Annotated in this window: 26 protein-coding genes and 1 pseudogene; 13 read left to right on the top strand and 14 right to left on the bottom strand. The window is 71.9% G+C overall.

Going from position 1 to position 23,127, the window contains the following annotated elements; translation table 11 throughout:
- Positions 1–157 precede the first annotated feature (157 nt).
- Positions 158–757 (bottom strand): hypothetical protein, encoded by a 600-nt coding sequence (locus AB0K82_RS09120; protein ID WP_364394601.1) that lies wholly within the window; start codon positions 755–757, stop codon positions 158–160.
- 369 nt (positions 758–1,126) lie between these two features.
- Entirely contained in the window at positions 1,127–1,924 is a 798-nt protein-coding gene (locus AB0K82_RS09115) for an ATP-binding protein (RefSeq protein WP_364394653.1), read from the bottom strand.
- 145 nt (positions 1,925–2,069) lie between these two features.
- On the opposite strand from AB0K82_RS09115, the gene AB0K82_RS09110 reads away from it, so the two are divergent.
- The 5 genes from AB0K82_RS09110 to AB0K82_RS09090 all read left to right on the top strand — a co-directional run bounded on the left by AB0K82_RS09110 (position 2,070) and on the right by AB0K82_RS09090 (position 4,924).
- The gene (locus AB0K82_RS09110; RefSeq protein WP_364394599.1) at positions 2,070–2,870 is read left to right on the top strand and encodes a helix-turn-helix transcriptional regulator; all 801 of its coding nucleotides are present in this window, start codon (positions 2,070–2,072) and stop codon (positions 2,868–2,870) included.
- Entirely contained in the window at positions 2,861–2,983 is a 123-nt protein-coding gene (locus tag AB0K82_RS09105) for a DUF397 domain-containing protein (protein ID WP_364394597.1), read from the top strand. The genes AB0K82_RS09110 and AB0K82_RS09105 overlap by 10 nt, the downstream gene beginning before the upstream one ends.
- A 32-nt stretch (positions 2,984–3,015) precedes the next feature.
- The gene (locus tag AB0K82_RS09100; RefSeq protein ID WP_364394595.1) at positions 3,016–3,198 is read left to right on the top strand and encodes a DUF397 domain-containing protein; all 183 of its coding nucleotides are present in this window, start codon (positions 3,016–3,018) and stop codon (positions 3,196–3,198) included.
- A gap of 173 nt (positions 3,199–3,371) precedes the next feature.
- Positions 3,372–3,887, top strand: coding sequence for a hypothetical protein (locus AB0K82_RS09095; RefSeq protein WP_364394593.1), 516 nt, complete (start codon positions 3,372–3,374; stop codon positions 3,885–3,887).
- 431 nt (positions 3,888–4,318) lie between these two features.
- Positions 4,319–4,924 (top strand): hypothetical protein, encoded by a 606-nt coding sequence (locus tag AB0K82_RS09090; protein ID WP_364394591.1) that lies wholly within the window; start codon positions 4,319–4,321, stop codon positions 4,922–4,924.
- Between the two features lie 1,685 nt (positions 4,925–6,609).
- On the opposite strand, the gene AB0K82_RS09085 is transcribed toward AB0K82_RS09090, so the two are convergent.
- Entirely contained in the window at positions 6,610–7,005 is a 396-nt protein-coding gene (locus AB0K82_RS09085; RefSeq protein ID WP_364394589.1) for a carboxymuconolactone decarboxylase family protein, read from the bottom strand.
- A 78-nt stretch (positions 7,006–7,083) separates the two neighbouring features.
- Positions 7,084–7,974 carry a LysR family transcriptional regulator gene (locus AB0K82_RS09080; protein ID WP_364394587.1) on the bottom strand — a complete coding sequence of 297 codons (891 nt, stop codon included), beginning with the start codon at positions 7,972–7,974 and terminating at the stop codon, positions 7,084–7,086.
- A gap of 107 nt (positions 7,975–8,081) precedes the next feature.
- Here AB0K82_RS09080 and AB0K82_RS09075 point away from each other — a divergent pair, with 107 nt between their 5' ends.
- Positions 8,082–8,939 carry an oxidoreductase gene (locus AB0K82_RS09075; RefSeq protein WP_364394586.1) on the top strand — a complete coding sequence of 286 codons (858 nt, stop codon included), beginning with the start codon at positions 8,082–8,084 and terminating at the stop codon, positions 8,937–8,939.
- 61 nt (positions 8,940–9,000) lie between these two features.
- Here the strand turns inward: AB0K82_RS09075 and AB0K82_RS09070 are convergent, their stop codons facing one another.
- Positions 9,001–9,612, bottom strand: coding sequence for an XRE family transcriptional regulator (locus AB0K82_RS09070; RefSeq protein WP_364394584.1), 612 nt, complete (start codon positions 9,610–9,612; stop codon positions 9,001–9,003).
- A gap of 89 nt (positions 9,613–9,701) precedes the next feature.
- Here AB0K82_RS09070 and AB0K82_RS09065 point away from each other — a divergent pair, with 89 nt between their 5' ends.
- The 4 genes from AB0K82_RS09065 to AB0K82_RS09050 all read left to right on the top strand — a co-directional run bounded on the left by AB0K82_RS09065 (position 9,702) and on the right by AB0K82_RS09050 (position 12,765).
- The gene (locus AB0K82_RS09065) at positions 9,702–11,027 is read left to right on the top strand and encodes an MFS transporter (protein ID WP_364394582.1); all 1,326 of its coding nucleotides are present in this window, start codon (positions 9,702–9,704) and stop codon (positions 11,025–11,027) included.
- A complete protein-coding gene (locus AB0K82_RS09060; protein ID WP_364394580.1) occupies positions 11,024–11,539 on the top strand; it encodes a GNAT family N-acetyltransferase in 516 nt (171 codons plus the stop codon). Before AB0K82_RS09065 ends, AB0K82_RS09060 begins: the two co-directional genes overlap by 4 nt.
- Positions 11,540–11,602: 63 nt before the next feature.
- The gene (locus AB0K82_RS09055; RefSeq protein ID WP_364394578.1) at positions 11,603–12,232 is read left to right on the top strand and encodes an alpha-ketoglutarate-dependent dioxygenase AlkB; all 630 of its coding nucleotides are present in this window, start codon (positions 11,603–11,605) and stop codon (positions 12,230–12,232) included.
- Positions 12,233–12,342: 110 nt separating this feature from the next.
- Positions 12,343–12,765, top strand: a complete 423-nt coding sequence (locus AB0K82_RS09050) for a YkvA family protein (RefSeq protein ID WP_364394576.1) — start codon at positions 12,343–12,345, stop codon at positions 12,763–12,765.
- A gap of 90 nt (positions 12,766–12,855) precedes the next feature.
- Here AB0K82_RS09050 and AB0K82_RS09045 read toward each other — a convergent pair.
- Positions 12,856–13,117: pseudogene (locus AB0K82_RS09045) on the bottom strand (helix-turn-helix transcriptional regulator); the annotation flags it as partial.
- 48 nt (positions 13,118–13,165) lie between these two features.
- On the opposite strand from AB0K82_RS09045, the gene AB0K82_RS09040 reads away from it, so the two are divergent.
- Positions 13,166–13,423 carry a hypothetical protein gene (locus AB0K82_RS09040; RefSeq protein WP_364394574.1) on the top strand — a complete coding sequence of 86 codons (258 nt, stop codon included), beginning with the start codon at positions 13,166–13,168 and terminating at the stop codon, positions 13,421–13,423.
- Positions 13,424–13,599: 176 nt separating this feature from the next.
- On the opposite strand, the gene AB0K82_RS09035 is transcribed toward AB0K82_RS09040, so the two are convergent.
- The 4 genes from AB0K82_RS09035 to AB0K82_RS09020 form a co-directional block, all read right to left on the bottom strand.
- Positions 13,600–14,358, bottom strand: coding sequence for a phosphodiesterase (locus AB0K82_RS09035; RefSeq protein WP_364394572.1), 759 nt, complete (start codon positions 14,356–14,358; stop codon positions 13,600–13,602).
- A 132-nt stretch (positions 14,359–14,490) separates the two neighbouring features.
- The gene (locus AB0K82_RS09030; RefSeq protein ID WP_364394570.1) at positions 14,491–15,456 is read right to left on the bottom strand and encodes a hypothetical protein; all 966 of its coding nucleotides are present in this window, start codon (positions 15,454–15,456) and stop codon (positions 14,491–14,493) included.
- A 15-nt stretch (positions 15,457–15,471) separates the two neighbouring features.
- Positions 15,472–16,491 carry a pectinesterase family protein gene (locus AB0K82_RS09025; protein ID WP_364394568.1) on the bottom strand — a complete coding sequence of 340 codons (1,020 nt, stop codon included), beginning with the start codon at positions 16,489–16,491 and terminating at the stop codon, positions 15,472–15,474.
- A 131-nt stretch (positions 16,492–16,622) separates the two neighbouring features.
- The gene (locus AB0K82_RS09020) at positions 16,623–17,150 is read right to left on the bottom strand and encodes a MarR family winged helix-turn-helix transcriptional regulator (RefSeq protein ID WP_364394566.1); all 528 of its coding nucleotides are present in this window, start codon (positions 17,148–17,150) and stop codon (positions 16,623–16,625) included.
- 49 nt (positions 17,151–17,199) lie between these two features.
- On the opposite strand from AB0K82_RS09020, the gene AB0K82_RS09015 reads away from it, so the two are divergent.
- Together AB0K82_RS09015 and AB0K82_RS09010 are read left to right on the top strand one after the other, a co-directional pair.
- The gene (locus tag AB0K82_RS09015; protein ID WP_364394564.1) at positions 17,200–17,643 is read left to right on the top strand and encodes a MarR family transcriptional regulator; all 444 of its coding nucleotides are present in this window, start codon (positions 17,200–17,202) and stop codon (positions 17,641–17,643) included.
- A gap of 88 nt (positions 17,644–17,731) precedes the next feature.
- Entirely contained in the window at positions 17,732–18,718 is a 987-nt protein-coding gene (locus tag AB0K82_RS09010; protein WP_364394562.1) for an NAD-dependent epimerase/dehydratase family protein, read from the top strand.
- 97 nt (positions 18,719–18,815) lie between these two features.
- Here AB0K82_RS09010 and AB0K82_RS09005 read toward each other — a convergent pair whose 3' ends face one another.
- The 4 genes from AB0K82_RS09005 to AB0K82_RS08990 all read right to left on the bottom strand — a co-directional run bounded on the left by AB0K82_RS09005 (position 18,816) and on the right by AB0K82_RS08990 (position 23,013).
- The gene (locus tag AB0K82_RS09005) at positions 18,816–19,571 is read right to left on the bottom strand and encodes a cupin domain-containing protein (RefSeq protein WP_364394560.1); all 756 of its coding nucleotides are present in this window, start codon (positions 19,569–19,571) and stop codon (positions 18,816–18,818) included.
- Between the two features lie 120 nt (positions 19,572–19,691).
- The gene (locus AB0K82_RS09000) at positions 19,692–20,819 is read right to left on the bottom strand and encodes an ATP-binding protein (RefSeq protein ID WP_364394558.1); all 1,128 of its coding nucleotides are present in this window, start codon (positions 20,817–20,819) and stop codon (positions 19,692–19,694) included.
- Positions 20,816–21,514 (bottom strand): response regulator transcription factor, encoded by a 699-nt coding sequence (locus AB0K82_RS08995; RefSeq protein ID WP_364394556.1) that lies wholly within the window; start codon positions 21,512–21,514, stop codon positions 20,816–20,818. The genes AB0K82_RS09000 and AB0K82_RS08995 overlap by 4 nt, the downstream gene beginning before the upstream one ends.
- Entirely contained in the window at positions 21,508–23,013 is a 1,506-nt protein-coding gene (locus AB0K82_RS08990; protein ID WP_364394554.1) for a hypothetical protein, read from the bottom strand. Before AB0K82_RS08990 ends, AB0K82_RS08995 begins: the two co-directional genes overlap by 7 nt.
- Positions 23,014–23,127: the final 114 nt, after the last annotated feature.

Genomic DNA, 23,127 nt, shown 5'->3' with positions numbered 1-23,127 from the left:
GCCCCGCCCCCTGAACCAGCTCCCGAACAGGCGCGGGCTCGGCAGCCCCGCCCCGCCCCGCGAACCGGCCCCGTACGGGCGCGGGCTTGGCGACCCCGCCGGTCGGCCTCCCGCGGCGGAACCGTCGCATGTCAGCAGGCAGACGAACGGCCCCGGGTCACCTGGTCTTCAGCAGGATCCCCGAGTTGGACACCGATTTCCCGGTGAACACACCGACGGCGGCCACCACCGCGCCGGCCACGGCGGCCAGCACGCCGGCACCATCGAGGTGGTGTCCCCAGGGGATGAACATCATCGCTCCGGCCGCCGTCAGCAGCGGCAGGAAGAGCGCGAGCCCCTTCAGCCTGCGATGCGACGCGAACCACATCGTTACGGCGATCGGGCCGAGCGTCCCGATCGCGACACCGCTCGCCAGGGGGATCCTCGCAGCGTAGTACTGCGCCAGGACGGTGCCGATGAAGCCGACCGCCAAGTACGGCAGGAACGTCAGCACCCATCCATACCGCTTCTCCAGCTTCACGATCCGAGACAGGATCACGTGCGCCGAGGGCGACCTCCGGACGGCGCGCAGGATGCGGGAGAAGACCCGGTCCCGCCATTTGGTGTCCGGGACGGCGTCACGCAGCCTCGGTTCGGTCAGCCTTCGCCGCCCCGCTACCAGCGCCATGCCGTAGATCGGCATGGTGAACAGGCTGATGACGGTGGTGGCCTGCAGAGCCGTCAGTTGATGCGCGGCCGTCAGCGGCTGCATCGTCACGCCCGACACACGTACGGCGAGCGACGATCCGAGATACGCGACTCCGGCCGTCAGCCAGACCGACCGACCGGCGCGGGTGATGAATCAGCCACCCGAATAACAGTCGACATCGGCCGTCAGGCCGATCCGACAATTCCTTCTCAGATTTCATAGTGAGATTTCCCTTTTTGTGTTGACTGCGTATGCTTTTGCGCTACGCGTGGCCGGAAGCCCCTTCCCGGATGGACACCGGGGGTGGAGTCTCCTTACGCTCGGTACCGTCCGGAGGGCGCGTTCGTCGGCAAGCGTCCGAGCAGCGAAGATCGTCGACTGCCGCCCCTGCTCAGACCCATGAAGCCGACGGTCGGCTCCGATCGCCGCGACGAAGGGTCAAGGGCGGCGGCAGTCCGTGGCGGTGTCGAGTTCGGCGCAGTGGCGGACGATCCGTTCCACCACCTCGACGCGGTCGTACGGCGAGTGGCGCACGACGCCGAGACCGGGGGCGCGGTAGGAGATCGACCCGTCGCGCACCCAGACGTGCATTCCGGCGCGGACGCAGATGACGGCCATGCCGTAGCCGATGGCCAGTTGCAGCGGGCCGAGACCCCGGGCGGCGAGCAGGGCGTGGATCTCCTCCGCCGTCCGCCGCGCGGTGCTCTCGCCCGGCGTCACCAGCCCGGCCGGTACGGGCACGGTGAAGTAGACCGCCTTTCCCGGAACCGGACCGGCGCCCAGCCGCGACCGCGTCCGGTACATGCCCCACTCGCCGCCGTACTCCGCGGTCAGCGCGTCCACCACCTCGAAGCCGCGCCCGCCCTCGGCGTACGGCGGCGGCCGCAGTCGCCCGTCCGGGACCGGCCCGCGCCACGGCGCCGAGTCGTAGACGGCGAACACGACCTCCGGCTTCACGCGCCATCGCACGTACGCCCACAGCTCCGGCAGCCCGGCGATCGGCAGGTAGGCCGGGATCGCGCCGCCGTACGCGTGGACGTGGACGTTGGTCGCCAGCTCGGAGAGGGCGACGGCGGCGTCGTACGTCGTGACGGCGGGCATGCGCAGCTCGCCGAACACCGCCTTCAGCACGCCGCGCGCGAAGCCCGCCCCGGTGGGGCCCGGCGGAAGAGGCCAGGCGGCGCACCCGCCGGCCGGTACGACCTTCGGATCGACGCCGCCGATCGCTGTCACCATGCTCACCTCGCCGTCCGTCTGTCGAAATTCCTTTCCACAGCCTGGCCAACGGACCTCACATTCGGTAATGACTCGCTCTACACTCCGTTACATCTCGGCTAACCGGCCCCCGCCGGTTGCGAACACCTGTCAACGGAGGTCTTCCGTGCCGCGCAGATCGAGCCCCCTCGACCCGTCTTCGTCTCCCCTCGCCCTCTTCGGCGCGGAGCTGCGCTTGCTACGCGAGCGCGCCGGCCTGTCCCAGGACCAGGCCGGTACGAAGGCCAACTACAGCGGCTCCCACATCGGCGCGGTCGAGCGCGCCGAGGACATGCCGCTCCGGAAGTTCGCCGAGCGGATGGACGACGTCCTCGACGGCAGCGGCGTCCTACTGCGCCTCTGGGACGGCCTCCTCAAGCGCAGCGTCCATCCCCCGTGGTTCGACTGGCCGGTCCACGAGTCCGCCGCCGCAACGCTGCGGGCGTTCGAGTTCTCGGTCGTCCATGGCCTCCTGCAGAACGAGGAGTACGTTCGCGCGCTACTTGGCGACAACGAGGCGGCGGTTCAGGCGCGGCTTTCGCGACAGGAAATCCTCAGGCGGTCGGAGCCCGAGCCGCCGTTCCTCGTCTGCGTCCTGGATGAGAACGTTCTATGGCGGGAGGTAGGCAGTCCAGAAGTCATGCGCCACCAACTGCAGCATCTGGTCGAGGTCGTTTCCGAGCGCATCAGCGTTCAGATCGTTCGTTGCGGGATGCACCGCGGCATCAGCGGCTCATTCATCCTCGCGACACTCGACGATCGTTCCGAGGTAGCGTACATAGAGACAGCGGCACGCGGAATCACCACCGGCGACACCCAGGACATCAAGACGCTCACCGATAAGTTCGACTCGATTCGGTCGCGTGCGCTGCCAATTGACCAGTCCCTCGACCTGATCACGAGGACGGCGAAGGAACGATGGAGCTGAACACCCCCGAATGGCGCAAGTCGTCCCGCAGCACCGACAACGGCGGCGCGTGCGTCGAGGTCGCGGCGCTGCCGCTCACCAGCCGCGATCCGGCCCCCGCCGACCGCCCCTAGCCACATCCCCTGACAGAGGCGGCGAAGGAACGATGGCGCTGACCACCACCCCCGAGTGGCGCACGTCCACCCGCAGCGGCGACAACGGCGGAAACTGCGTCCAGGTCGCGCGCTGGCGCAAGGCCAGCCGCAGCGGCGACAACGGCGGGGCCTGCGTCGAGGTCGCGGTGCTACCGGTCGCCGGCGGCGACGCTGCCTGCGCCGGGCGCGGCTAGCGGCACCTCGTAGCGGGCGATCGGCGATCGCTCGTTCGCGGGTGGCCATGTCCGGCGGAGTCGCGCGCGGGCAGTCGTGGCCGGACGAGCGTTCGCGGGGTCGTGTCCGCGCTGGGCGTCCGCGTTCGGAAAATCGTTCGCGGCCGTGCCCTGTCCTGGAGAGACTGCCGAGCGTGGCCATAACTCAGCAGCTCGCCCGGGTCTCCGGGACCGAGCTCGACGCCTGCCGGGCGTCGGTCGAGACGTTGGACCTGCTGTGCTCATTCGACCTGCGACCGCGGTCGGATCATCTTGACCTCGACTGGTCCCCGGAAGGTCTCGTCCGGTCCTGCGAGGTCGCGGGGGTCGACGCCGCGACAGTCGCTGCGCTCCGCCGGTCGGTCGACGGAGACGACGAGGTCAATCCCGCGTACCGCGACTTCTCCGACTCCATCTGGACTCATCCGGTGACCGCGTTGGTGCCGGGCGCCGTCGCGGAGGTCGCCGCTCTACTGCGGCGGATCGAACCACGGGCCGTGCTCGACGCGCTTCCCGCCCACCCGGCGGAGGCGCTGGCGCGGATGGGCCGGAGCGTCGAGTTCCTCTCGGGCCATCCCCGCCGCTACCTCGAAGAGCACTTCACCGCCCTGCTCGCCTTCTACCGTGACACGGCGGAGCGGGGCCTGGCCGTCGTCCTCTGGTGGGACTGACCGATCCGAGCGAGCCCCTTCCTGTCCTTGGCGCGGTCCGGCGCGGCGGGCCGAAGTCTCGGAGAACTCCCCTACGGCCGCCCGAATCATCATGCTTCGCCCGCCTTTGTGGGCCCGGTCGCGAAGCATTGACCGAACTTTATGTGCGTCCCCATGACCCCGGCCGCACGCACGCGCACGGCGCGGCTGGGATGGGGGCGAAAGTCTCGGGAAACGCGCCCGCCACCGCCCGTTTCATCACGCTTTGCCCGCCTTAATGGGCCGGGAACTTAAAGCGTTCGCGACGCCGTATGTTCCTGACCTGCACTGTGGCTACGCCGACGTAGATGGTCCCCGTTCCGAGCAACTTCGGTGGCCTGGTGAGCATCTCTTCTCATGAGGTTGATGATCATGAGTGCTCGCCGCGCTCGACCGAACTCGGGGAGAGGCAGATGCAGAAGAGCCGACGGAAGTCGCGTGTACTGATCGCCGCGGTGGGCGTCGTGGGTGGTGTCGTGGCCGCCGTGACCGCCCTTGCGCCTTCCAGCCCAGCCCCGACCGCCACGGTCGACGCCGCTGCCAGAGTGACCGCCCACGCGCCGACCGCTTTCGGGACCGGCAAGGCGTCGCCCTTCCCCGCGACCGCTACGCCGCAGCCGTCCGCCAGGAACGCACGGCCCTGCGCGGCAGAGCACGCGAAGTACCACGGCACGGTGCTGAGAAGGTTCCCCGTCGTCGGTGACATGGGCGCGCCGAAGGGCGAACGAGGCGGCACCCTCATCGTCATGCGGTCCACCTCCTGCGGCACCGTATGGGCCGAGGTGAAGAAGGACGGGAAGTACCGAGGGGCGTACGGCACCACCGTCTGGATCGCCGCCTACGCCGACACGCCGACCGACCGCTGGAAGGTGGCCGAGAACGAGGCCGACGTGACCACGAGCGGCGTGCTCTCCACGAAGGCGGTGCCCGCGCTCGCGCACGGACGGATCGAGGCGGAAGCCGGCTGGGCTGGGAACGACTTCAGCTTCAACACTCCTCTCCGCAGCATCCGGTACTGACGGCCGTTGAGCGACGGGATCGTGCTCCCCTTGCCCGGTCGGCGAGCGCGGGATTGGGCCGGAGCGTCGAGTTCCAGCGGACCATCCCCACGCCTTCGAGATCACCTTCGAAGGCCGCCAGGCCGCCCCGCCGCCAGGCCGCCAGACCGCCCCGCCGCCTGACCGCCAGCCGCCAGGCCGCCGGCCGCAAGGCCGCCGGCCGCAACGACGAGTCGGGGCTGGACGAGGACGATGTGCGGGTCGCGGACCGCCGCCACATCGAGGAGCACCTCACCGCCCTGCCGGCCTTCAGCGTGACACGGCCGAGCGAGGCCGGGCCGTCGCCCGCTGGTGGCACCGGCCGACCCGAGCGAGCTTCAGTCCGCCACGAGCCGCCCAACGCGAGACACCGCCCTCACCGAGTCTTCGTACCCCCACCGGCGACCAAGCGGTACAGCACGTTGCCGCCGCTGTTGCCGCACCAAAGCCGACCATTCGGACAGCAGACCGGCGACATCGACGCCAACCTGTCAACACCGACAGCACCATGTCCTCAATGACGGCGACTCGGGACGTCAGCAGGCGGCGTCGCAGAACAGCGGTCGGCGATCGATCCCTTCGCCTCGATGCGGCGGACGGCACGATTCGGCGACCGGGCAGAATCCTCGGATAACCCACCCCGCCGCCGACCGGTTCATCACGCTTCGTCCACCTTTGCGGGCCCAGCTGCGCAGCATTCACCGAGACTTCTGCACGCCCACCGCCGCATACAAGGCACGGCGCGGCTGGGTGGTGGGCGAAACCTCGGAGAACCCACCCACCGCCGCGTGACATATCACGATTAACGCGCCTCGACAGGGCGGGCGGCACCCGGTTCACCGAGCATTCTGCGCGCCGCCCAGAACCCACGGCCGCCCGTCGGCGGTCGGCGGTCGGCGCGAACGCCTGACCTGCGGGGGCGCGTCGCCGAGGTGCGACTCACCGGAATTGTTGTGGTTGGGGGCAACTTCGGCGGCTTGTGGAGCATCTCCATTCATGAAGTAACGATCACGAGCGCTCGGTGCGCTCCGATCTCGGGGAGAGGCCCGGTGCAGACCAAGAACCGCCGCAGAATGCCCATGCTGATCGCCGTCGTGGGCTTCGCGTGCGTCGCCGCGGCCGTCGCGACCGCGTTCGCTCCTTCCAGGCCCACGCCGGCCTCCGCCGCGAAGGCCGCCGTGGCAGGCTCACATCGAGTGGGCGGCGTGCGACCGGCGGTCCTTCCCGCCCGATTGCTACGCCACCGGTGACGCGGCGGACGACCGACTCCGCGCCCCCCGACCGGGCACGGCCCCGCAGACAACCGACTCCGCGCCCCCGATCGGACACGGCCCCGCAGACAACCGACTCCGCGCCCCGTCTCGACCGACGCCGGCAGGCGTCGAGCTCGGCCTCGGAGACCCGGGCGAGCTGCTGAGTCATGGCCACGTTCGGCAGTCTCTCCGGGGCAGGGCACGGCCGCGAACGATTTTCCGAACGCGGACGCCCGGCACGGGCGCGACCGCGAACGCTCTTCTGGCCACGACCGCCCACGAATGACTCCGCCGGACATGGGAGCCCGCGAACGAAGCGATCGCGTACCGCTAGCCGCGCCCGGCGCGGGCCGCGTCGCCACCGGTCACCGGGAGCACCGCGATCTCGACCGGACCAGGAGTGCTGCCGCGCGTTCACATCTCGACGGGGAGCAGGTCGCGTTCGGCGAAGACCTTTTTAGCGACGAAGGTCGCGTTCAGGGCTCGCGGGAAGCCGCAGTAACCGGCGGAGTGCAGCAGCGCCTCGACGATCTCCTGCGGGGTCAGGCCGACGTTGAGCGCGGCGTTGATGTGCACTTCGAGCTGCGGTTCCGCTCCGCCGAGCGCGGTGAGCATGCCGAGGGTGACCAGCTGCCGGTCGCGCGGCGCCAGGCCGGGGCGCGCGTAGATCTCACCGAATCCCCAGGAGACGATCTGGTGGCCCAGTTCCGGCGAGATGTCGGCGAGGGAGTCGACGACCTTCTGCCCGGCCTCGCCCTCGATCTGCCGCAGAACGTTCAGGCCGTGCTCGTACTTCTCTTCGCGGGTCATCGTCAACTCCCTGGTCTTTCGTCATGGTCGGCCGGCTTCGTGCCGGCACGTCGATGACGGTAGGACTTCGAGCGCGGTCTAACGCAAACCCGGGGCGGCCAGCTCGCGCACGACACCGACGAAGCCGTCGACCAAACGTTCGTCCGTGCCGGTGGGCCAGGCCAGCGCGACCCGGAGCGGCTCGACGTCGGTGAGCGGCACCCAGACCAGGGCGGGGCGGGCGTAGTACCGCGCCATGCTGGTGGACGCGAAGCAGATCGCCGCTCCCTCGGCGACCTGTTCCAGCATCTCCTCGACGTTGTCGTTGGTCGGGCCCCAGCGCGGGGCCGAACCGTCCGGCCGCGGATTCACCGCCCACCAGTCGACCCATGCGCGCGGCGCGCGTTCGGTCCACATCAGGGGCTCGTCCTTGACGTCGAGGATCGACAGCTCCGCACGGTCGGCGAGCGGGTGACCGGCGGGGAGGCCGACGACCCGCTGTTCGGTGTGCACGACCTCGCTGTGCATGCCCGTCAGGTCGGCGGGCAGCCACACGAAGGCGACGTCCACCCGGCCGTCGCGCAGCGCGGCCGCCTCCTCGCCCCAGTCGAAGCGCTTGGGCTCGACCCGCACGCCCGGGTGGCGGCGGGCGAACTCCGCGCGGGCGCGCGTGGTCAGCTCGCCCGCGCCGCTGGCCTCGAATCCCACGCGCAGCACGCCCGTGGCGCTACGGCGGTGGCGTTCGGCCGCGGCGGTGACGCGGTCGGCCTGCTGGAGCGTCCGGCGGACCTCGAGGAGGACGTCGCGCCCTGCGGCCGTCGCGGTGACGCCTCCGGCGTGCCGGTCGAACAGCCGCACGCCGAACTCCGCCTCCACGTTCTTGAGGGCGTACGAGAGCGCGGGCTGGCTGACGTACAGCCGCTCGGCGGCGCGGCCGAGGTTCCCCTCGTCGTCGATCGCCACCAGGTACCGCAACTGCCGCAGCTCCACGCTGCGATCATAAGCCGCCTTTATGACTCAAGCGATCTTCTGTCTTGGACGCTCCGGCCGGCTCGCTGCCATAACGGAGGCATCTCACTTCGACAGGAGTTCATGACATGAGCGTTGAGAGCACGCGTACGGCGAGCGGCAGGGTCTGGCTGATCACGGGGGCGTCCTCCGGCTTCGGCCGGGCGATCGCCGAGGCGGCGCTGGCCGCCGGTGACACCGTCGTGGCCGCCGCCCGGAAGCCGGAGGTGCTCGACGACCTCGTGGCCGCGCACCCGGACCGGGTGAACGCCGTCCGGCTGGACGTCACCGACACCGCACGGATCGCCGCCGTCGTCGCGGAGGTGCTGCTCTGGTACGGCCGGATCGACGTCCTGGTCAACAACGCCGGACGCAGTCAGATCGGCGCGGTGGAGGAGACGACCGACCGGGAGTTCCGGGATCTGATGGACGTGCACGTCTTCGGGCCCGCCGCGCTGGTCCGCGCGGTGCTGCCGCACATGCGCGAGCGGCGTTCCGGGGCGATCGTGCAGCTGAGCTCGATGGGCGGCCAGTTGTCGTTCGCCGGATTCGGGGCGTACTCGGCGACCAAGTTCGCCCTGGAGGGCATGTCGGAGGCGCTGGCCGAGGAGGTCGCCCCGTACGGGATCAAAGTGCTGATCGTCGAGCCGGGCGCGTTCCGTACGAGCCTGTTCGGCGGCGCGCTGTATCGGTCCGCCGCCATGGACGCCTACGCCGAGACGGTGGGCGCGACCCGCTCCATGGCGGAGGAAGCACACGGCAAGCAGCCCGGCGACCCGGCCAAGGCCGCCGCCGCCATCCTGACGGCGCTGGACGCGGAGCGGACGCCGCTGCGGCTGCCGCTGGGCGACGACGCGGTGGACGCGCTCGTCGCGCACGCCGACGCCGTCCAGCGGGAACTGCGGGAGTGGGAGCCGGTCTCGCGCGGCACCGGCTTCGACTCCTGACCCTGCTCGCCGGGCTCGGGAAGGTCGCCCCTTCCTTCGGCGGAGTCGCGTTCCGCGGCGGTCAGAACAGCGAGGGCGTCAGCATCCACAGCAGCTCGGCGTCCTCGTCCGCCGACGGGTTGCGCCAGCTCTTCTTCTCCCGGCCGGTGAAGGTCAGGGAGTCCCCGGTCCGCAGCAGGAAGACCTCGCCGTCGAGGGTGATCTCGAACGAACCCCGCGTGACGTGGATGAACTGCGCGTCCGACCGGGTTCGATAGGGCGGATCCCCGTCCTCCTCGCTGTTGCCGCCCGGCGCCACCGTCGAGTGGAGCACCTGGATGCTGCGGTTCGGCCGGGGTGTGAGCAGGAAGTCCCGCACCCCGGTGCCGCCGAAGTGCAACGCGGGCCTGCGGTCGGCCGGCACCAGCCCGGTCTCCTCCTCGTCGAACAGCTCTCCCACCCGGACGCCGAGCACCTCACAGATCCGCAGCAGCGAGGCGACCGACACGTTGGCCCGGTCGCGTTCGACCTGGGACAGGAAGCCCTTGGTCAGTCCGGTCTCCTGCGCGAGCCGCTCGATCGTCAGCTCACGCTGCCGTCGCACGCGCCGCAGCCGGTCTCCTATCCGCGGCCGCACACCGGATGCCGGCTCGGAGCCACGGTCGCCGCGCGGCTCGAGTGCGTCGGTGCCCATAGAACCTCCCAAAATCTCTCTTGGCAAACTTAGTTTAGTCAGGGCATACTCCCCGGGACAGGTCCCCTACTCCTACTCCGGAGCCATCAATGCTCTCGCAGACGACCACGTCGCCGCCGACGCGCGGTCGGCGGGGATCGACCGGGAGCGCCCGGACCACGGCGCCTCTCCCCGTGCTGATGCGCCATCCCGCGTTCCGCCGCTTCTGGACCGCACAGACGATCTCCTACCTCGGCGACCAGGTGACGGTGGTGGCACTGCCGCTCGTGGCGGTCCTCACTCTCGGCTCGTCCGCCCTCGAGACCGGCCTCCTGACGGCCGCCGGGACAGCGCCGAATCTGTTGTTCTCACTCCACGCCGGGGCGTTCGCCGACCGGTACGGACGACATCGCGCCCTGATGGTCTGCGCGGATCTGGCCCGTGCCGCGCTGCTGGCCACGGTGCCCCTGGCGTTCTGGTTCGGCGCGCTGAGCCTCCTCCATCTCTACGTCGTGGCGTTCCTGGCCGGAACCCTCGCCGTTCTGTTCAACGTGAGCGCCGCCGGGCTCTTCGCCGCCGTCGTGCCACGCGACTCGTACGTGCAGGGCAACTCGCTCATCCGCGGCAGTTACTCCTTCTCGTGGGTCGCCGGGCCGAGCGCCGCCGGCGTACTGATCCAGGTGATGTCCGCGCCGCTCGCGTTGATCGTCGACACCGTCTCCTTCATCGGATCGGCGCTGCTGCTCCGGTCGATCCCGCCGGCCGACCCGGTGGATCGAATGGCCTCCGGCTCCGGTGTCCGCGACGGACTCGCATTCGTGCGCCGGACACCGGCCCTCCTCGCCAAGTTCGCCGCCGAGACCGGTCTCAGCTTCTTCCACTCGGTGTACTTCGCCTTGGTCATGGTCTTCGCCACGCACGCTCTGGGCCTGCCGGCCGGGCTCATAGGCCTCGCGCTCGGCGTCGGGTCCTGCGGAGCACTGCTCGGATCCGCGGTGGCCGGCGGGACGAGCCGACGTATCGGGTTGGGGCGCTCATACGTGCTCGGGGCGCTTCTCTATCCCGCCGCACTGGCCTTGGTCCCGCTCACCACGACCCGGGAATGGGCCGCCGTCACACTTCTGGCCCTGGCGCAGTTCGGAGGCGGCTTCGGCCTCATGCTCTGTGACATCGGCGGCAACGCCATCCAGCAGGCACTCACGCCGGACCGCCTGCGATCCCGCGTTCATGGCGCGTACCTGACGTTCAACGCGGGCGCGAGGCCGCTGGGAGCGCTCGCCGGGGGCGTGCTGGGCGCCCGGGTAGGACTACGCCCGACCCTCTGGCTCGCCGTGCTCGGCGGGGTCGCGTCCGTCGTGCCGCTGCTCCTGTCCCCGCTCTTCCGGATGCGCGGCCTTCCCGCGCAGATGAACCTTCCACGAGAGGTCGAATCATGACAACACCGACCAACGCCATGGGCGTTCGTATCGAGCCGTGGGCCGAGGGCGACCTCAATCTGCTCCGGCGGATCAACGCCCCCGAGATGATGGAACATCTCGGCGGCCCGGAGAGCGAGGAGAAAGTCCGCGCCCGGCACCAGCGTTACCTGAAGCCGGGAGACCACGGCTCCGAGGCGATGTTCCGCGTCGTGGCGCTGCCCGAAGAGCAGGCCGCCGGCAGCATCGGTTACTGGGAGCGCGACTGGCGGGGCGAGACCGTCTACGAGACGGGGTGGAGCATCCTGCCCGAGTTCAGCGGCCGGGGCCTGGCGACCGCCGCCGGGCGGCTCGTCGTCGAGCGCGCCCGCGCGGAGCGCCGGCATCGGTTCCTGCACGCGTATCCGTCCGTCGACCACCCGGCCTCCAACGCGATCTGCCGCAAGCTCGGCTTCACCCTGCTGGGGGCCTGCGACTTCGAGTACCCGCCGGGGCACCTCATGCGCTGCAACGACTGGCGCCTGGAGCTCTGACCCCGGCGGACACGTCCGAGCCATGATCGAACATTCGTTTGAAGGCATGCGTAGACTCCTGGTATGACCCGCGCTTTTCAGGCGTCGCTGCTGGACTCCGACGACGAGATCGGACTGCGCCCGCTCGGTCCGTCGGTGCACCGGACGCCGCTCGACCGCGGCGCCTGGATCGACGTGCGCCGGGGCTGGGTCACCGGCGCCGACACCCTCTTCGAACGGCTTCGGGACACCGTGCCGTGGCACGCCGAGCGCCGGCACATGTACGACCGGGTCGTCGACGTGCCCCGCCTGCTGAAGTTCTACGACGAGGGCGAGACTCTGCCCGATCCGGCGCTCGACGACGCGAAGCGGGCGCTCGACGCGCACTACGCCGCCGAGCTCGGGGAGCCGTTCCGCACCGCCGGGCTGTGCTTCTACCGCGACGGCCACGACAGCGTCGCCTGGCACGGCGACACGATCGGGCGTGGCAGCACGCAGGACACGATGGTGGCCATCGTCTCGGTCGGCGCGCCGCGCGCGCTGACGCTGCGCCCGCGCGGCGGCGGCGAGTCCCTGCGGTTCGAGCTCGGCCACGGCGACCTCATCGTGATGGGCGGCAGTTGCCAGCGCACCTGGGAGCACGCCGTGCCGAAGACGACCCGGCCCTGCGGCCCCCGCATCAGCGTCCAGTTCCGACCGCGCGGCGTCCGCTGAACCCGGAACCGTCCGCCCCGAACCGTCCGTCCTACCTGGTTCGGCGCCCGCGCGAATAGCCGGGCGAATGCGGGACATACTCGGTGTGTCCCCGACCCTTCGGAGGAGCAATGGCCTGGCTCGGCGCCCTCGTCCTCTTCGTCGGCGCGATTCTGACCTTCGCCGTCGGTGGTGACATCGGGGCCTTCGACGTCCGCACGTTCGGCGTCGTCGGGATGGTCGTCGGCGGCGTCCTGCTCGTCCTCGGCATCCTGCGGCTGCGTCGCCGTCCCCGGGTCGCCGGGCGGCGCTCTCCCGCCCGTGGCCTCCGTGCCGGGGTTCAGGCGCGGGTGCAGGACCGGGTGTACCGGACGAGCAAGGGCAAGATCATCGCGATGATCGCCGTGGTCATCTACATCCTCTCCCCCATCGACCTGATCCCGGACGTTTTCCTGCCGTTCGGGATCGTCGACGACGCGACGGCGTTCACCTGGCTGCTGTTCGCGATCGGTCAGGAGGTCTCCCGCAAGCGCCGCAGCACGCTCAGCCCGTGACCGCCCGCAGGACGCTCAACTCGTAAGCGCCGCAGCACGCTCAGCCCGTGACCGCCGCAGCACGCTCAGCCCGCAAGCGCCGGAGGACGCTCAGCCCGTGAGCGCCGCGCGGGCGGACGACGCGTCCGCGCGGTACCGGCCGGGCGCGGTCGTGAACTCGCGCTTGAACGCCCGCGCGAACGCGAACTCCGAGGTGTAACCGGTGCGCTCGGCGACCGCGCAGCGGAAGGTCGGTCTCCCGTAGCAGCCTCGCCGCGATCGTCATCCGCCACCACGTGAGGTAGCCCAGCGGCGGCGTGCCGACCATGCTCGTGAAACGCCGGGCGAAGGCCGCTCTGGACAGACCGCCCCGGGCGACCACGGCCCCGCGTCACTCGGCGTGCCCGGCTCGGGCGAGGAGATGCCGGTCACCACGTTCGGGCTGCCCGGCGTGGCCACCGTGCCGCGCCACGTTCCCGCACGCCGGGTCCGGAGCGTCATCCGGGCCGACGTGGCGGCGCTCTTCCGCGGCCTGACGCCGGAGGTCGTGGAGAGCGTCCCGGAGGTCCTGGACGACGGGGCCCGGCGCGCCGGGCAATGGCTGATGGCGGTCCGGGCCGACGACGGCCGGGGCGACCGCGCCGAGGGATGGGTCACCGACCCGACGGGTACGGCCTGACCGCGGTGATCGCCGTCGAGGGCGCCCGGCGGCTCGCCGCGGACGAGGGAGGCGTCGGCGCCGCCGGGCGGGGCCGGGCGGGGGGGGTTGACGCCCGCCCAGGCGTTCGACCCGGCGGACTTCCTCGGCTTGCTCGCCCCGCACGGTGTCACCTGGCAGGTCTCGGCGGTACCGGGTCAGGGGACGACGACGCGGTAGTGGGTGGTCAGCCGCCCGTCATCGTCGAGGACGTGGAAGGCGAAGGCGGGCGGGATCTCGTGGTCGACGAGACCGTCCGTGCCCGCCGTACCCGTCTCCCAGGGCAGCCGGACGGTCGAGACGACGCCCGGCGCGACCAGCAGCGGCCGACCGGCGAACGTCGTCGCCGCAGGCGTGTGGGCGTGGCCGCAGACGATGGCGGCGACGTTCGGATGGCGGGCGACGAGCGCGGCGAGCCGGTCCTCGCCGAACTGCCGGATCCCGTCGACGTACGGGATGTGCAGTACGACCGGCGGATGGTGGAACGCGACCAGGACGGGCGTGGTGGGCGGTGTCTCGGCGAGCACCGCCTCCAGCCAGGTCAGGGTCTCCTCGTCGAGGCGGCCGTCGTCCCGGCCGGGGATCGACGAGTCGCACAGCGCGAAGACGGCGCCCGGTGCGCGGTGCACCCGGTTGATCGGCCCGTCGGCGGCCGGCTCCCCGAGCAGCGCCGTCCGGAACGCCGCGCGTACGTCGTGGTTGCCCGGACACGTGAGCACCGGGTGCCGGGAGGCCAGGAGCTTGCGCGCCTCCTCGTACTCGGCCGGGAGCCCGTGGTCGGCGATGTCGCCGGTGACCAGGACGGCGTCCAGGTCGTACGGCAGCCGGTCGAGGTAGGCGAGGACGGCGCGCGTCCGCGCCGCCGCGCGCGGGCCGCCATCGAGGTGCGTGTCACTGAGGTGCGCGAAGACGATCACACCGTGAACGTACGCCGTGGGCGGGAGCGGGTTAAGGGCCACTCGGCCCCGACCGCCGCCGACCACCCCGCCCGGCCCGCGTCGCCGTCCGCCGGCCTGGACGCGCCCACCTGTCACGCGGCGGCGGAGGCGTCAGCCGGAGGCGGTCGTGTAGCTCACCGGGGTGTAGGCCGGGCCGCAGGTGCTCGCGCAGGGGAGCGAGAACGAGTAGACGCGGCCGCCGCCGACCAGGGCGTCGGAGGCGTCGACGACCCGGATCCGGTAGTCGCGCCCGCCGGTCGCGGTCGGGGCGATGACGTACGCCTGGCCCATGTCGCCGTCCATGGTGGCGTTCCGCCAGGAACTCCCGTCGTAGTACTGCACGCCGTGGATGCCGTTCGGCAGGTGGGAGACGGCGATGACGGGCCACCAGACCTGGGCGTTCTGCAGGAAACCGATCTTTATGTCGCCGCTGTAGCCGGGCGCGGGCACGAACTGCCAGCTGATATGCCGGTTGTTCCAGTGGTTCGGGTACATGTCGCCGACCGGGGCGCCGCTCTTGACGAACCGGTTGAGCGACGCCTGCGACAGGTCGAGGTGGTACGGGTCGTCCCGGCACCAGGCGTTGCCGTCGGCGCAACTGTCGGCCACCAGCATGGTCAGCGTCGCGCCGTCGTAGGCGTCGGCGGTCCAGGAGCCGTTCCGGCAGAAGGGCTGGTTCGGCGCTCCGTCGTTGACGCCGGTGCAGTAGTCGCCGATCGTCACCTGCACGTAGCGGCCGCAGTTCTGGCCGTTGGCGAAGACGCCCATCCGGGCGGCGTCCGACGCCGGGATGGGGCGCGGGTAGCCGTTGTAGTCGTGCGGCGTGTTGAAGACGTTGAGCGCGACGAAGTCCTGGCTGTCCAGGTTCTCCTGCGGCAGCCCGCATCCGCCGTACGGCGAGCCAAGCCCGGTGAACCACGTCGCATTGCCGGTGACCGGGGACGACGCCGCCCGCGCCGCCCCGCCGACGCTTCCAGCGGCGAGTGCGTGCGATCCCGCCGGGGACGCGCAGGCGAACGCCAGCGCGCTCAGCACCGTCAGCGACGTGCGCAGCCGCCCGCGGTTCCGCTCGGGCATCTCGGCCTCCAGGGGTCAGAACACCGGGTTCCAGCCGTCCGAGCCGGCCAGGTAGGCGTTGGGGGTGTAGGAGGGCGCCTGGGAGGCGCCGAGCTGGGGCCGGTTCGCGTTGACCGCCGCGCCGGTGCCCGTGTTCGTGTACTCGGAGAACCGCGCGCTCCGCCACGAGAAGCCCGACATGTCCGTCCAGGGGTCGTCCCGGATGTGCGCGCCGAGCGTGCACTCGCGGAACAGCACCTGCCCGACCGCGTGCGCGTCACCCGACGGATGCCAGGGGCGGCCCAGGTAGACCGACTTGGCCGGCGCGTCGCTGGTCAGCGTCGAGCGGTAGAAGAGCAGGCCGTACGGGTTGGTGTCGGTCGTGGCCGCCGCCGTGACGTACCCGTTGTCGGTCGAGGAGCCGCGGCTCAGCGAGTGGATCTCCGTACGGTCGAACACCGCGGTTCCCCGGCCGAAGATGAAGTCGACGTCGCCCTCGACGTAGGACTTGCGGATGTAGGACCGGCCGACGGTGCCCGTGCCCGCCGTCCACAGCAGCAGCGTGTCCTGGTCGCCGAGGACGCGGACGTTGCTCAGCACGGCCCGGTCCGCGTTCAGGTCCAGGGCGACCGCTTGCGAGCTTCCGTTCTTCGCCTCGTCGTAGTCGTTGGCGAAGGTGAGGTTCTCGGCGCGGAAGTCGTTCGCGGACACGGCGACGGTCGCGCTGCCCTGCGTGCCGTACGTGCTCGCCGCGTGGTTCTCGACGATGACGACCTGGTCGCGGCCCGACCCGACGCCCTTGAGCGTGACGTGCGTCTTGGCCGACGGGATCGAGACGGTCCCCCGGTAGGTGCCCGGCTTGATGTCGATCTCGTAGCCGCCGCCACTGGAAGGGGCGGCGTTGACGGCGGCCTGCACGGTGGTGAAGTTCCCGCTGCCGTCCGTGGCCACGGTGACGACCGTGGCCGCCGACACCGGGCCGCCGTACGACGCGACCGCCGTCAACGCCGGCGACACGACGACCCCCACTGCACCGACGCGTCGCATCTGGGACATCCCGCCTCCCGAGAGTCGACCGGGTGAGCGTGGCCCGGTCAGGAGCAGGTTCCGGTCCCGGGAACGCCGCGTCAAAGCCGGGCCGCGCACCGAGGTCGGCCGACACGGCCGCCTCCGTGCGCCGCCGCAGGTCACCGGCCCGGCGGACGACCGGACGGGGGCGGGTCCGCACTGAAAGTTTCACCGGCGCCGGGCGCCCCGGTCATCGCGGTGAACGACTGGACGAACGAGGTGAGCAACCGGGCGAACGCGACCCGGTCCTCGTCCGGCCAGTCGGCCATCGCCCGCGCGAACATCTCCTGCCGGAACCGGTGTATGAGGGCGAGTTGCTCCCGGGCGAGATCGGTGAGCGCGACGGGCGTGCGGCGTCCGTCCCGCTGGTCGGCGAGGCGGACGAGCAGGCCGGCGTCGACCGCGCGGGCCACGAGCCGGCTCGCCCTCGGCTGGTCGACGTCGAGCGCCGCCGCCACCTCCGTGATCGTGCAGGGCCGTCCCATCCCCTCGATCGCGTCCAGCACGCCGAAGACGGTCGGATCGAAGGTGACGCCGTCGAGGTCCCGACCCACCCTGCTCAGCGCGCGGCGCGTCTGGCTCCGGCGGATGGCGACCATGGCGCGCTCCACCGCGATCAGTGCTTCTCGTTGCCGCTCCGCGTCCATGGATGTTAGTTTACAAATACTTGTACTTTTACATGAAAGCGAGGCGGCAATGCAGCAGTACCCCGACGTCCGACAGCACCGCCCGTTCGGCTACTGGGTGAAGGAGATCGATCGCCGCATCGAGGAGATGGGCCGCCGGGTCCTCGCCGAGCATGGACTCGACCGGCGGCTCTGGCAGGTGCTCAACACGATCGCGAGCGGCCCGATCGGCCCGGACGACCTGGACCGGGCGCTCGCGCCGTTCCTCTCGGCGGACGAGCCCACCCTCCGGCCGTACGTCGATGACCTGGCCCGGCGCGGATGGGTGTCCCGGAGCGGCGAGGGCGACCTCACGCTCACCGACGCCGGCCGGGACGCGTACGCCCGCGCGCGCGAGCGGATGTACGCCGCGCGCGCCCGCGTGGTCGAGGGCCTGTCGCCGGAGGACTACGACACCCTCATGGACCTCCTGGAGAGGATCGCCGGCAACCTCGGCGCCGAGGTCGCCGCCTGACCACCCACGCGGGCGGTGATTCTTACGGAACGCGGACGGCTCGCCGCCGTTCCCGATCGGGCCTCCCGGCCGCGGTTAGCGTGCGGACATGCGCGTACTCGTGACCGGCTCCGCCGGGTTCATCGGATCCCACATCGTCGAGGAGTTCCGGGAGCACGGCCATGAGGTGCGCCTGCTCGACCTGCGGTCGGGCGAGGACGTCCGCGACGCCGTCACCGTCGGGCGGTGTCTCCTCGGCGTCGACGCGGTCTGCCACCAGGCCGCCAAGGTCGGGCTGGGCGTCGACGTCTCCGACCTGCCCGCGTACGCCTCGGCGAACGTCCTCGGCACGGCCGTCCTGCTCGCCGGGATGGCCGGGGCGGGCGTGCGGCGGCTCGTCCTCGCCTCGTCGATGGTCGTGTACGGCGAGGGGGCCTACGACTGCGCGGCGCACGGCCGGGTACGGCCCGGACCGCGCGCCGAGAAGGACCTGGCGGCGGGGCGGTTCGAGCCGCGGTGCCCGGTGTGCGGCGCGGTGCTGACGCCGGGCACCGTCGGCGAGGACGCGCCCGTCGATCCCCGGAACGCCTACGCCGACTCCAAGCTCGCCCAGGAGCACCTCGCGGCGTCGTGGGCCCGGACGACCGGCGGGACGGTGATGGCGCTGCGCTACCACAACGTGTACGGCCCTCGGATGCCGCGCGACACCCCGTATGCCGGAGTCGCCGCGATCTTCCGCTCGGCCCTGGAGCGCGGTACGGCGCCGCGCGTCTTCGAGGACGGCGGGCAGCGCCGCGACTTCGTCCACGTGCGCGACGTCGCCCGCGCGAACCTCCTGGCGCTCGAGGCGGGCGGGCCGCGCCTCGGTGAACTGCGGGCGTACAACATCGCCAGCGGCGAGCCGCGTACGGTCGGGGAGATGGCGGTCGCGCTCGCCAAGTCCTGCGGCGGGCCGACCCCGACCGTCACCGGTGAGTACCGGCTGGGCGACGTCCGCCACATCGTCGCCGCTCCCGATCGGGCCCGTACGGAGCTCGGCTTCGGCTCCACGGTCTCCTTCGAGGACGGCATGGCCGAGTTCGCCACCCGCTCCTGAGCCCGTACCGAAGACTCGGTGAACTCCCGCCGCCAGGGCGCTCTGCCCCGGTACGCCCCGCGCGGGGCGGGAGTTCGCCGAGCTTTCGGGCGGACGCTCAGTGGTCGGGGAACTCGATCTCGGGCGACTCGTCGGCGGCGAGAAGGAAGTACCCGAGGAACGTCACGCCGTCGTCCCGGGCGTCGAACCGCGCGATACGGGCACCCTCCGGCTCGTAGAACACGTCTCCGGGACCGAGTACGGAGGCCGCTTCGCCGTCGATCTGATAGACCACCGACCCCGTCTCGATGCTGCCGAACACCGGGCCGTTGTGCACATGCAGGCCGGCCGCGTAACCGGGGGCGATGGTGATGCGCCGGACCTCGACCCGGTGCGTGCTCCGCGGTGCCGGCAGGAGCTGGTCGAGCACCACCGAGCGGCTGATCGGCGGGACGCCCTCGGCGTCGGCGGCGTGGGCGTCGCCGTGGTACTCGCCGTCGGGGACCGGGTCTCCGGCCTCGGGAGCCGCACCGTCGCCGGGGATCGGCTCGATGGCCAGGTGGGTCATGGAAACGGTGGGGGCGGCGCCGTGCCAGTGCCATTCACCGGGTGCGATGTGCACGGTGTCGCCGGCGTGGATCGTCTCGACGGGTCCGCCGCGGCGTTGCACTCGTCCGGTCCCCTCGGTGACGACGAGCACCTGCCCGAGCGGGTGGCGGTGCCACACGGTGCGGGCGCCGGGGTCGAAGCGGACGCTGTCGATCTGAGTGCGCGCTCCTCCCTCGGGTTCGGCGACGGGCTCGATCCAGGCGTCGCCCGTGAACCACTGGGACGGACCGGCGGCGCCGGCGGCAGGCCTGCGGGTTATGCGCATGATGTCGTGATGTTCCTTCGGTCACCGACAGTGTGTGATCACCTCAGGAGTGTACATACTAGTAGGTACAGAACGCGTCTGATCCAGACTCGTCGACACTGCTTGGCGCGAGCCTCCTGATCAGACGCCGAGCGGCAGGCGGACGACGAAGCGGCAGCCGGCGCCCGCGTTCGAGACGCCGATCTCGCCGGCATGCGCCTCGACGATGCCACGGGCGATGGCCAGGCCGAGGCCGGCCCCGCCGCCGGGCGTGCGCGCGGCCTCCCCGCGGAACGCCACGTCGAACAGGCGTGGCAGGTCCTCGTCCGGGATCCCGCCGCAGGCGTCGGACACCGTGACGTACGCCATCCCCTCCTCGGCGCCCGCCACGATCTCCACGCCGCCGTCCTCCGGCGTGTGCCGGATCGCGTTGACGACGAGGTTGCGCAGGGCACGGCCGAGTTCGGCGGCGTCCACCTCCACCGGCAGCACGCCCTCGGCCTGCCCGCGGAGTCGTACGCCCTTCGCCCGGGCCAGCGGCTCGGTCCCGGCCACCGTCTCCGACACCAGGTCGCCGAGGCCGACCCGCTGCCGGGACAGCCGCAGCGCGCCGGCGTGGATCCGGGACAGCTCGAACAGGTCGTCCACCATCGCGGTGAGCCGGTCGGTCTCCGCCCGCATCTGCGCGTGGTACCGGCGGACGGTGACATCATCGGCCACGACCTCGTCCTCCAGGGCCTCCGCCATGGCCCGCAGCCCGGCCAGGGGGGTGCGCAGGTCGTGGCTCACCCAGGCGACGAGTTCACGACGGCTGGTCTCCAGGGCGCGTTCGCGGGCGCGGGCCGCGTCGAGGCGCTCGTACGCGGCGGACAGCTCCGCGCCGAGCTCGGCGAGTTCGGCGGGCAGCCGGCGCTCCGGCGGGCCGAACCGGCCGCTCTCCCCCGCCACCCGTACGGACACCAGGAGCGACCGGGTGCCGCCGATGAGCCGGCGACCGAGCAGCAGCGACACCCCGAGTCCGACGAGCCCGCCGATCACGGTGACGGTGAGCGCGACGGACCGGTCATGGTCGCTGATCAGCATCTTCAGGGTGATCGCCACGATGCCGGCGACCGTGGCCAGGACGGTCGCGGCCGACACCACGGCGAGCAGGGCGGTGATGGACCGCCCGCGCAGCGCGTACAGCGCCGAGACGCCGACCGCGCCGACGAGCAGCGCTGCACCGGCGGCGTACGCCACCACCTCGACGAACGCGGTGAAAGGGATCATGTGAGCGGCTCGAATCGGTAGCCGACGCCCCAGACGGTCAGGATCCGGCGGGGCGCGGTGGGGTCCTGTTCGATCTTCTCTCGCAGCCGGCGGACGTGGACGGTGACCGTCGACGAGTCGCCGAACTCCCAGCCCCAGACCTTCTGGAGCAGGTCCGTGCGGGTGAACGCCTGCCGGGGATGGCGCATCAGGAACGCCAACAGGTCGAACTCCCGTGCCGTCAGCGAGACCTCCTCGCCGCCGAGCCGTACCTCGTGCGCGGCCGCGTCCACCGTCAGGTCGCCGTCGGTGATCGTCTCGCCGGTCGGCGCGAGCGCGCCGCGCGCCCGGCGCAGGACCGACTTCACGCGCAGGGCCAGCTCACGTGGGCTGAACGGCTTCGTGACGTAGTCGTCGGCGCCCGTCTCCAGGCCGATGAGCCGGTCGGTCTCCTCGCCCAGCGCGGTGAGCATGACGATCGGCACCGGCCAGCGTTCGCGGAGCCGCCGGCACACCTCCAGGCCGTCGATGCCGGGCAGCATGAGGTCCAGGACGACCAGGTCCGGGGGCCGTTCCTCCGCGGCGCGCAGCGCGGCGTGCCCGTCGGCGACGCAGACGACCTCGTGCCCGTCGCGGAGAAGATAGCGGGACACGACGTCGGCGACGGTCGGATCGTCGTCCACCACCAGCACGCGCCCGATCTCGGATCTCACCATGGCGACCTCACGAGTGCCTGGATCGTCAGCGCGGTGACGGCCTGCGCGAGGAGCAGCGTACGGGCCGGCGGGCGGTGGACGGCGCACGCGGCCGTCATCCAGGCCGCGTACGGGATCCAGATCCGTTCGACCTCGCCGCGCGTCACACCGGACAGGTCGAGGGCGATCATCCCGACCAGCGCGGCGGCGACCGGCCAGCCGAGTCGCCCGTCATCGACCGGGCCCGTACGGCGGGCCGTCGAACGGGCGAGCGCGACCGCGCGCCCGAGCACCGCCGGAAGGGACACCGCGGTCGCGGGGCCGATCAGCAGCGCGAGCACGGACAGGTCCCCGAGCAGGAAGTAGGCGTACGGCCGCGCGCGGGCTCCCCCGCCCGCCGCCCAGGCGGCATGCGTCCCCGCGACCCCCTCGAACCAGGAGAATCCCGCGACCGTGCAGGCGACCGGAACGACCAGGCAACCGACGGTCAGAGCGGCGAGGACCGGGCGCGGCGGTCGCGTCAGCACCAGGACGGCCAGCGGAAGCGCGAACATCGGCAGCAGCCCGTAGCTCAGGTACGGCAGCGAGCCGAGCAGCACCCCGCCCGCGAACGCGACGGCGAGCCCCCTTCCATCCTGTCGAGCGGCATGCCCCGCAGCGGGCTGCGCGACGGACCGTGCGACGGGCGGTCCAGCGGGGCGCGTGGGGGGCGGCCCTGCGGCCCCCGCGATGGGCGCTCCAGCGGCCCTTGCGGCAGGCGGTGCAGCGGACGCTGCGGCGGGCGGTACGGCGGGGCGCGTGGCGGCCACGGTGACGAGGGCGACGGCCCAGGCCCCGACGCCGAGGAACAGGGCGTCCACACTGGTGGCGACCCACAGGGCCGTCGGCGCGAGGACGAGGAACGGGACCGCGCGGCGAGCCGTCTCGGCACCGGCCAGTCTCCGGACGGTGACCGCGATGGCGGCGGCGGCCGAGCCGCCCACCACGATCACGAGGGCGGCCGCCCAGCCCGCGTCGCGCAGGCCCGCGTGCCGGAGCCCCCAGAGGATGAGGGTGGGCAGGGGCGGGTGGCCCTTGACGTGCGTGGGGTACGCCTGCATGTCCCGTGTGAAGCCGCGCAGCCAGCGCAGCGGGTCATCGCCGACGGCGGGCAGGCCGGCCAGGTACTCGGTCGGCGCGGTGAGGGGCCGGGCCAGGCCGTCCGGCAGTTGCAGCACGGCCGCCCACAGAGCCGACCCGAGCCACGCGACGACGAGCACCGCCCCCCAGGGCAGGCGCCGCGCCGCGACCGGCAGGACCGCGACCGCGACCAGCGCCACGACCGCCGCGGGCAGCAGCGGGCCGAGCAGCAGCCGAGGCGCCGCGTGCAGCGGCGGGAGCCGGTCCACCGGCAGGTGCCCGGCGGCCCGCAGAACGGCCCCCACGGCGAACCCGACCAGGATGATCCCGGCCCAGACCATGAGTGCCGTCCGGGCATGCCGCCCCGGCCCCTCGCCGAACCGCCCGGGAGCCCGGTCCACCTCCGCAGCGGATCCGCCAGGAGCCTGGTCCGGTTCCACGGCGAGCCCGCCGAGAGCCCCGCGCGGCCCCGCGACGGCCTCTCGAGGAAGCTGCTCCATGTCCGCGGATGGCCT

Source organism: Actinoallomurus sp. NPDC052274 (assembly GCF_040679475.1).
Lineage (GTDB): Bacteria > Actinomycetota > Actinomycetes > Streptosporangiales > Streptosporangiaceae > Actinoallomurus > Actinoallomurus liliacearum.
This window is presented reverse-complemented; position numbering and strand designations above follow the sequence as displayed.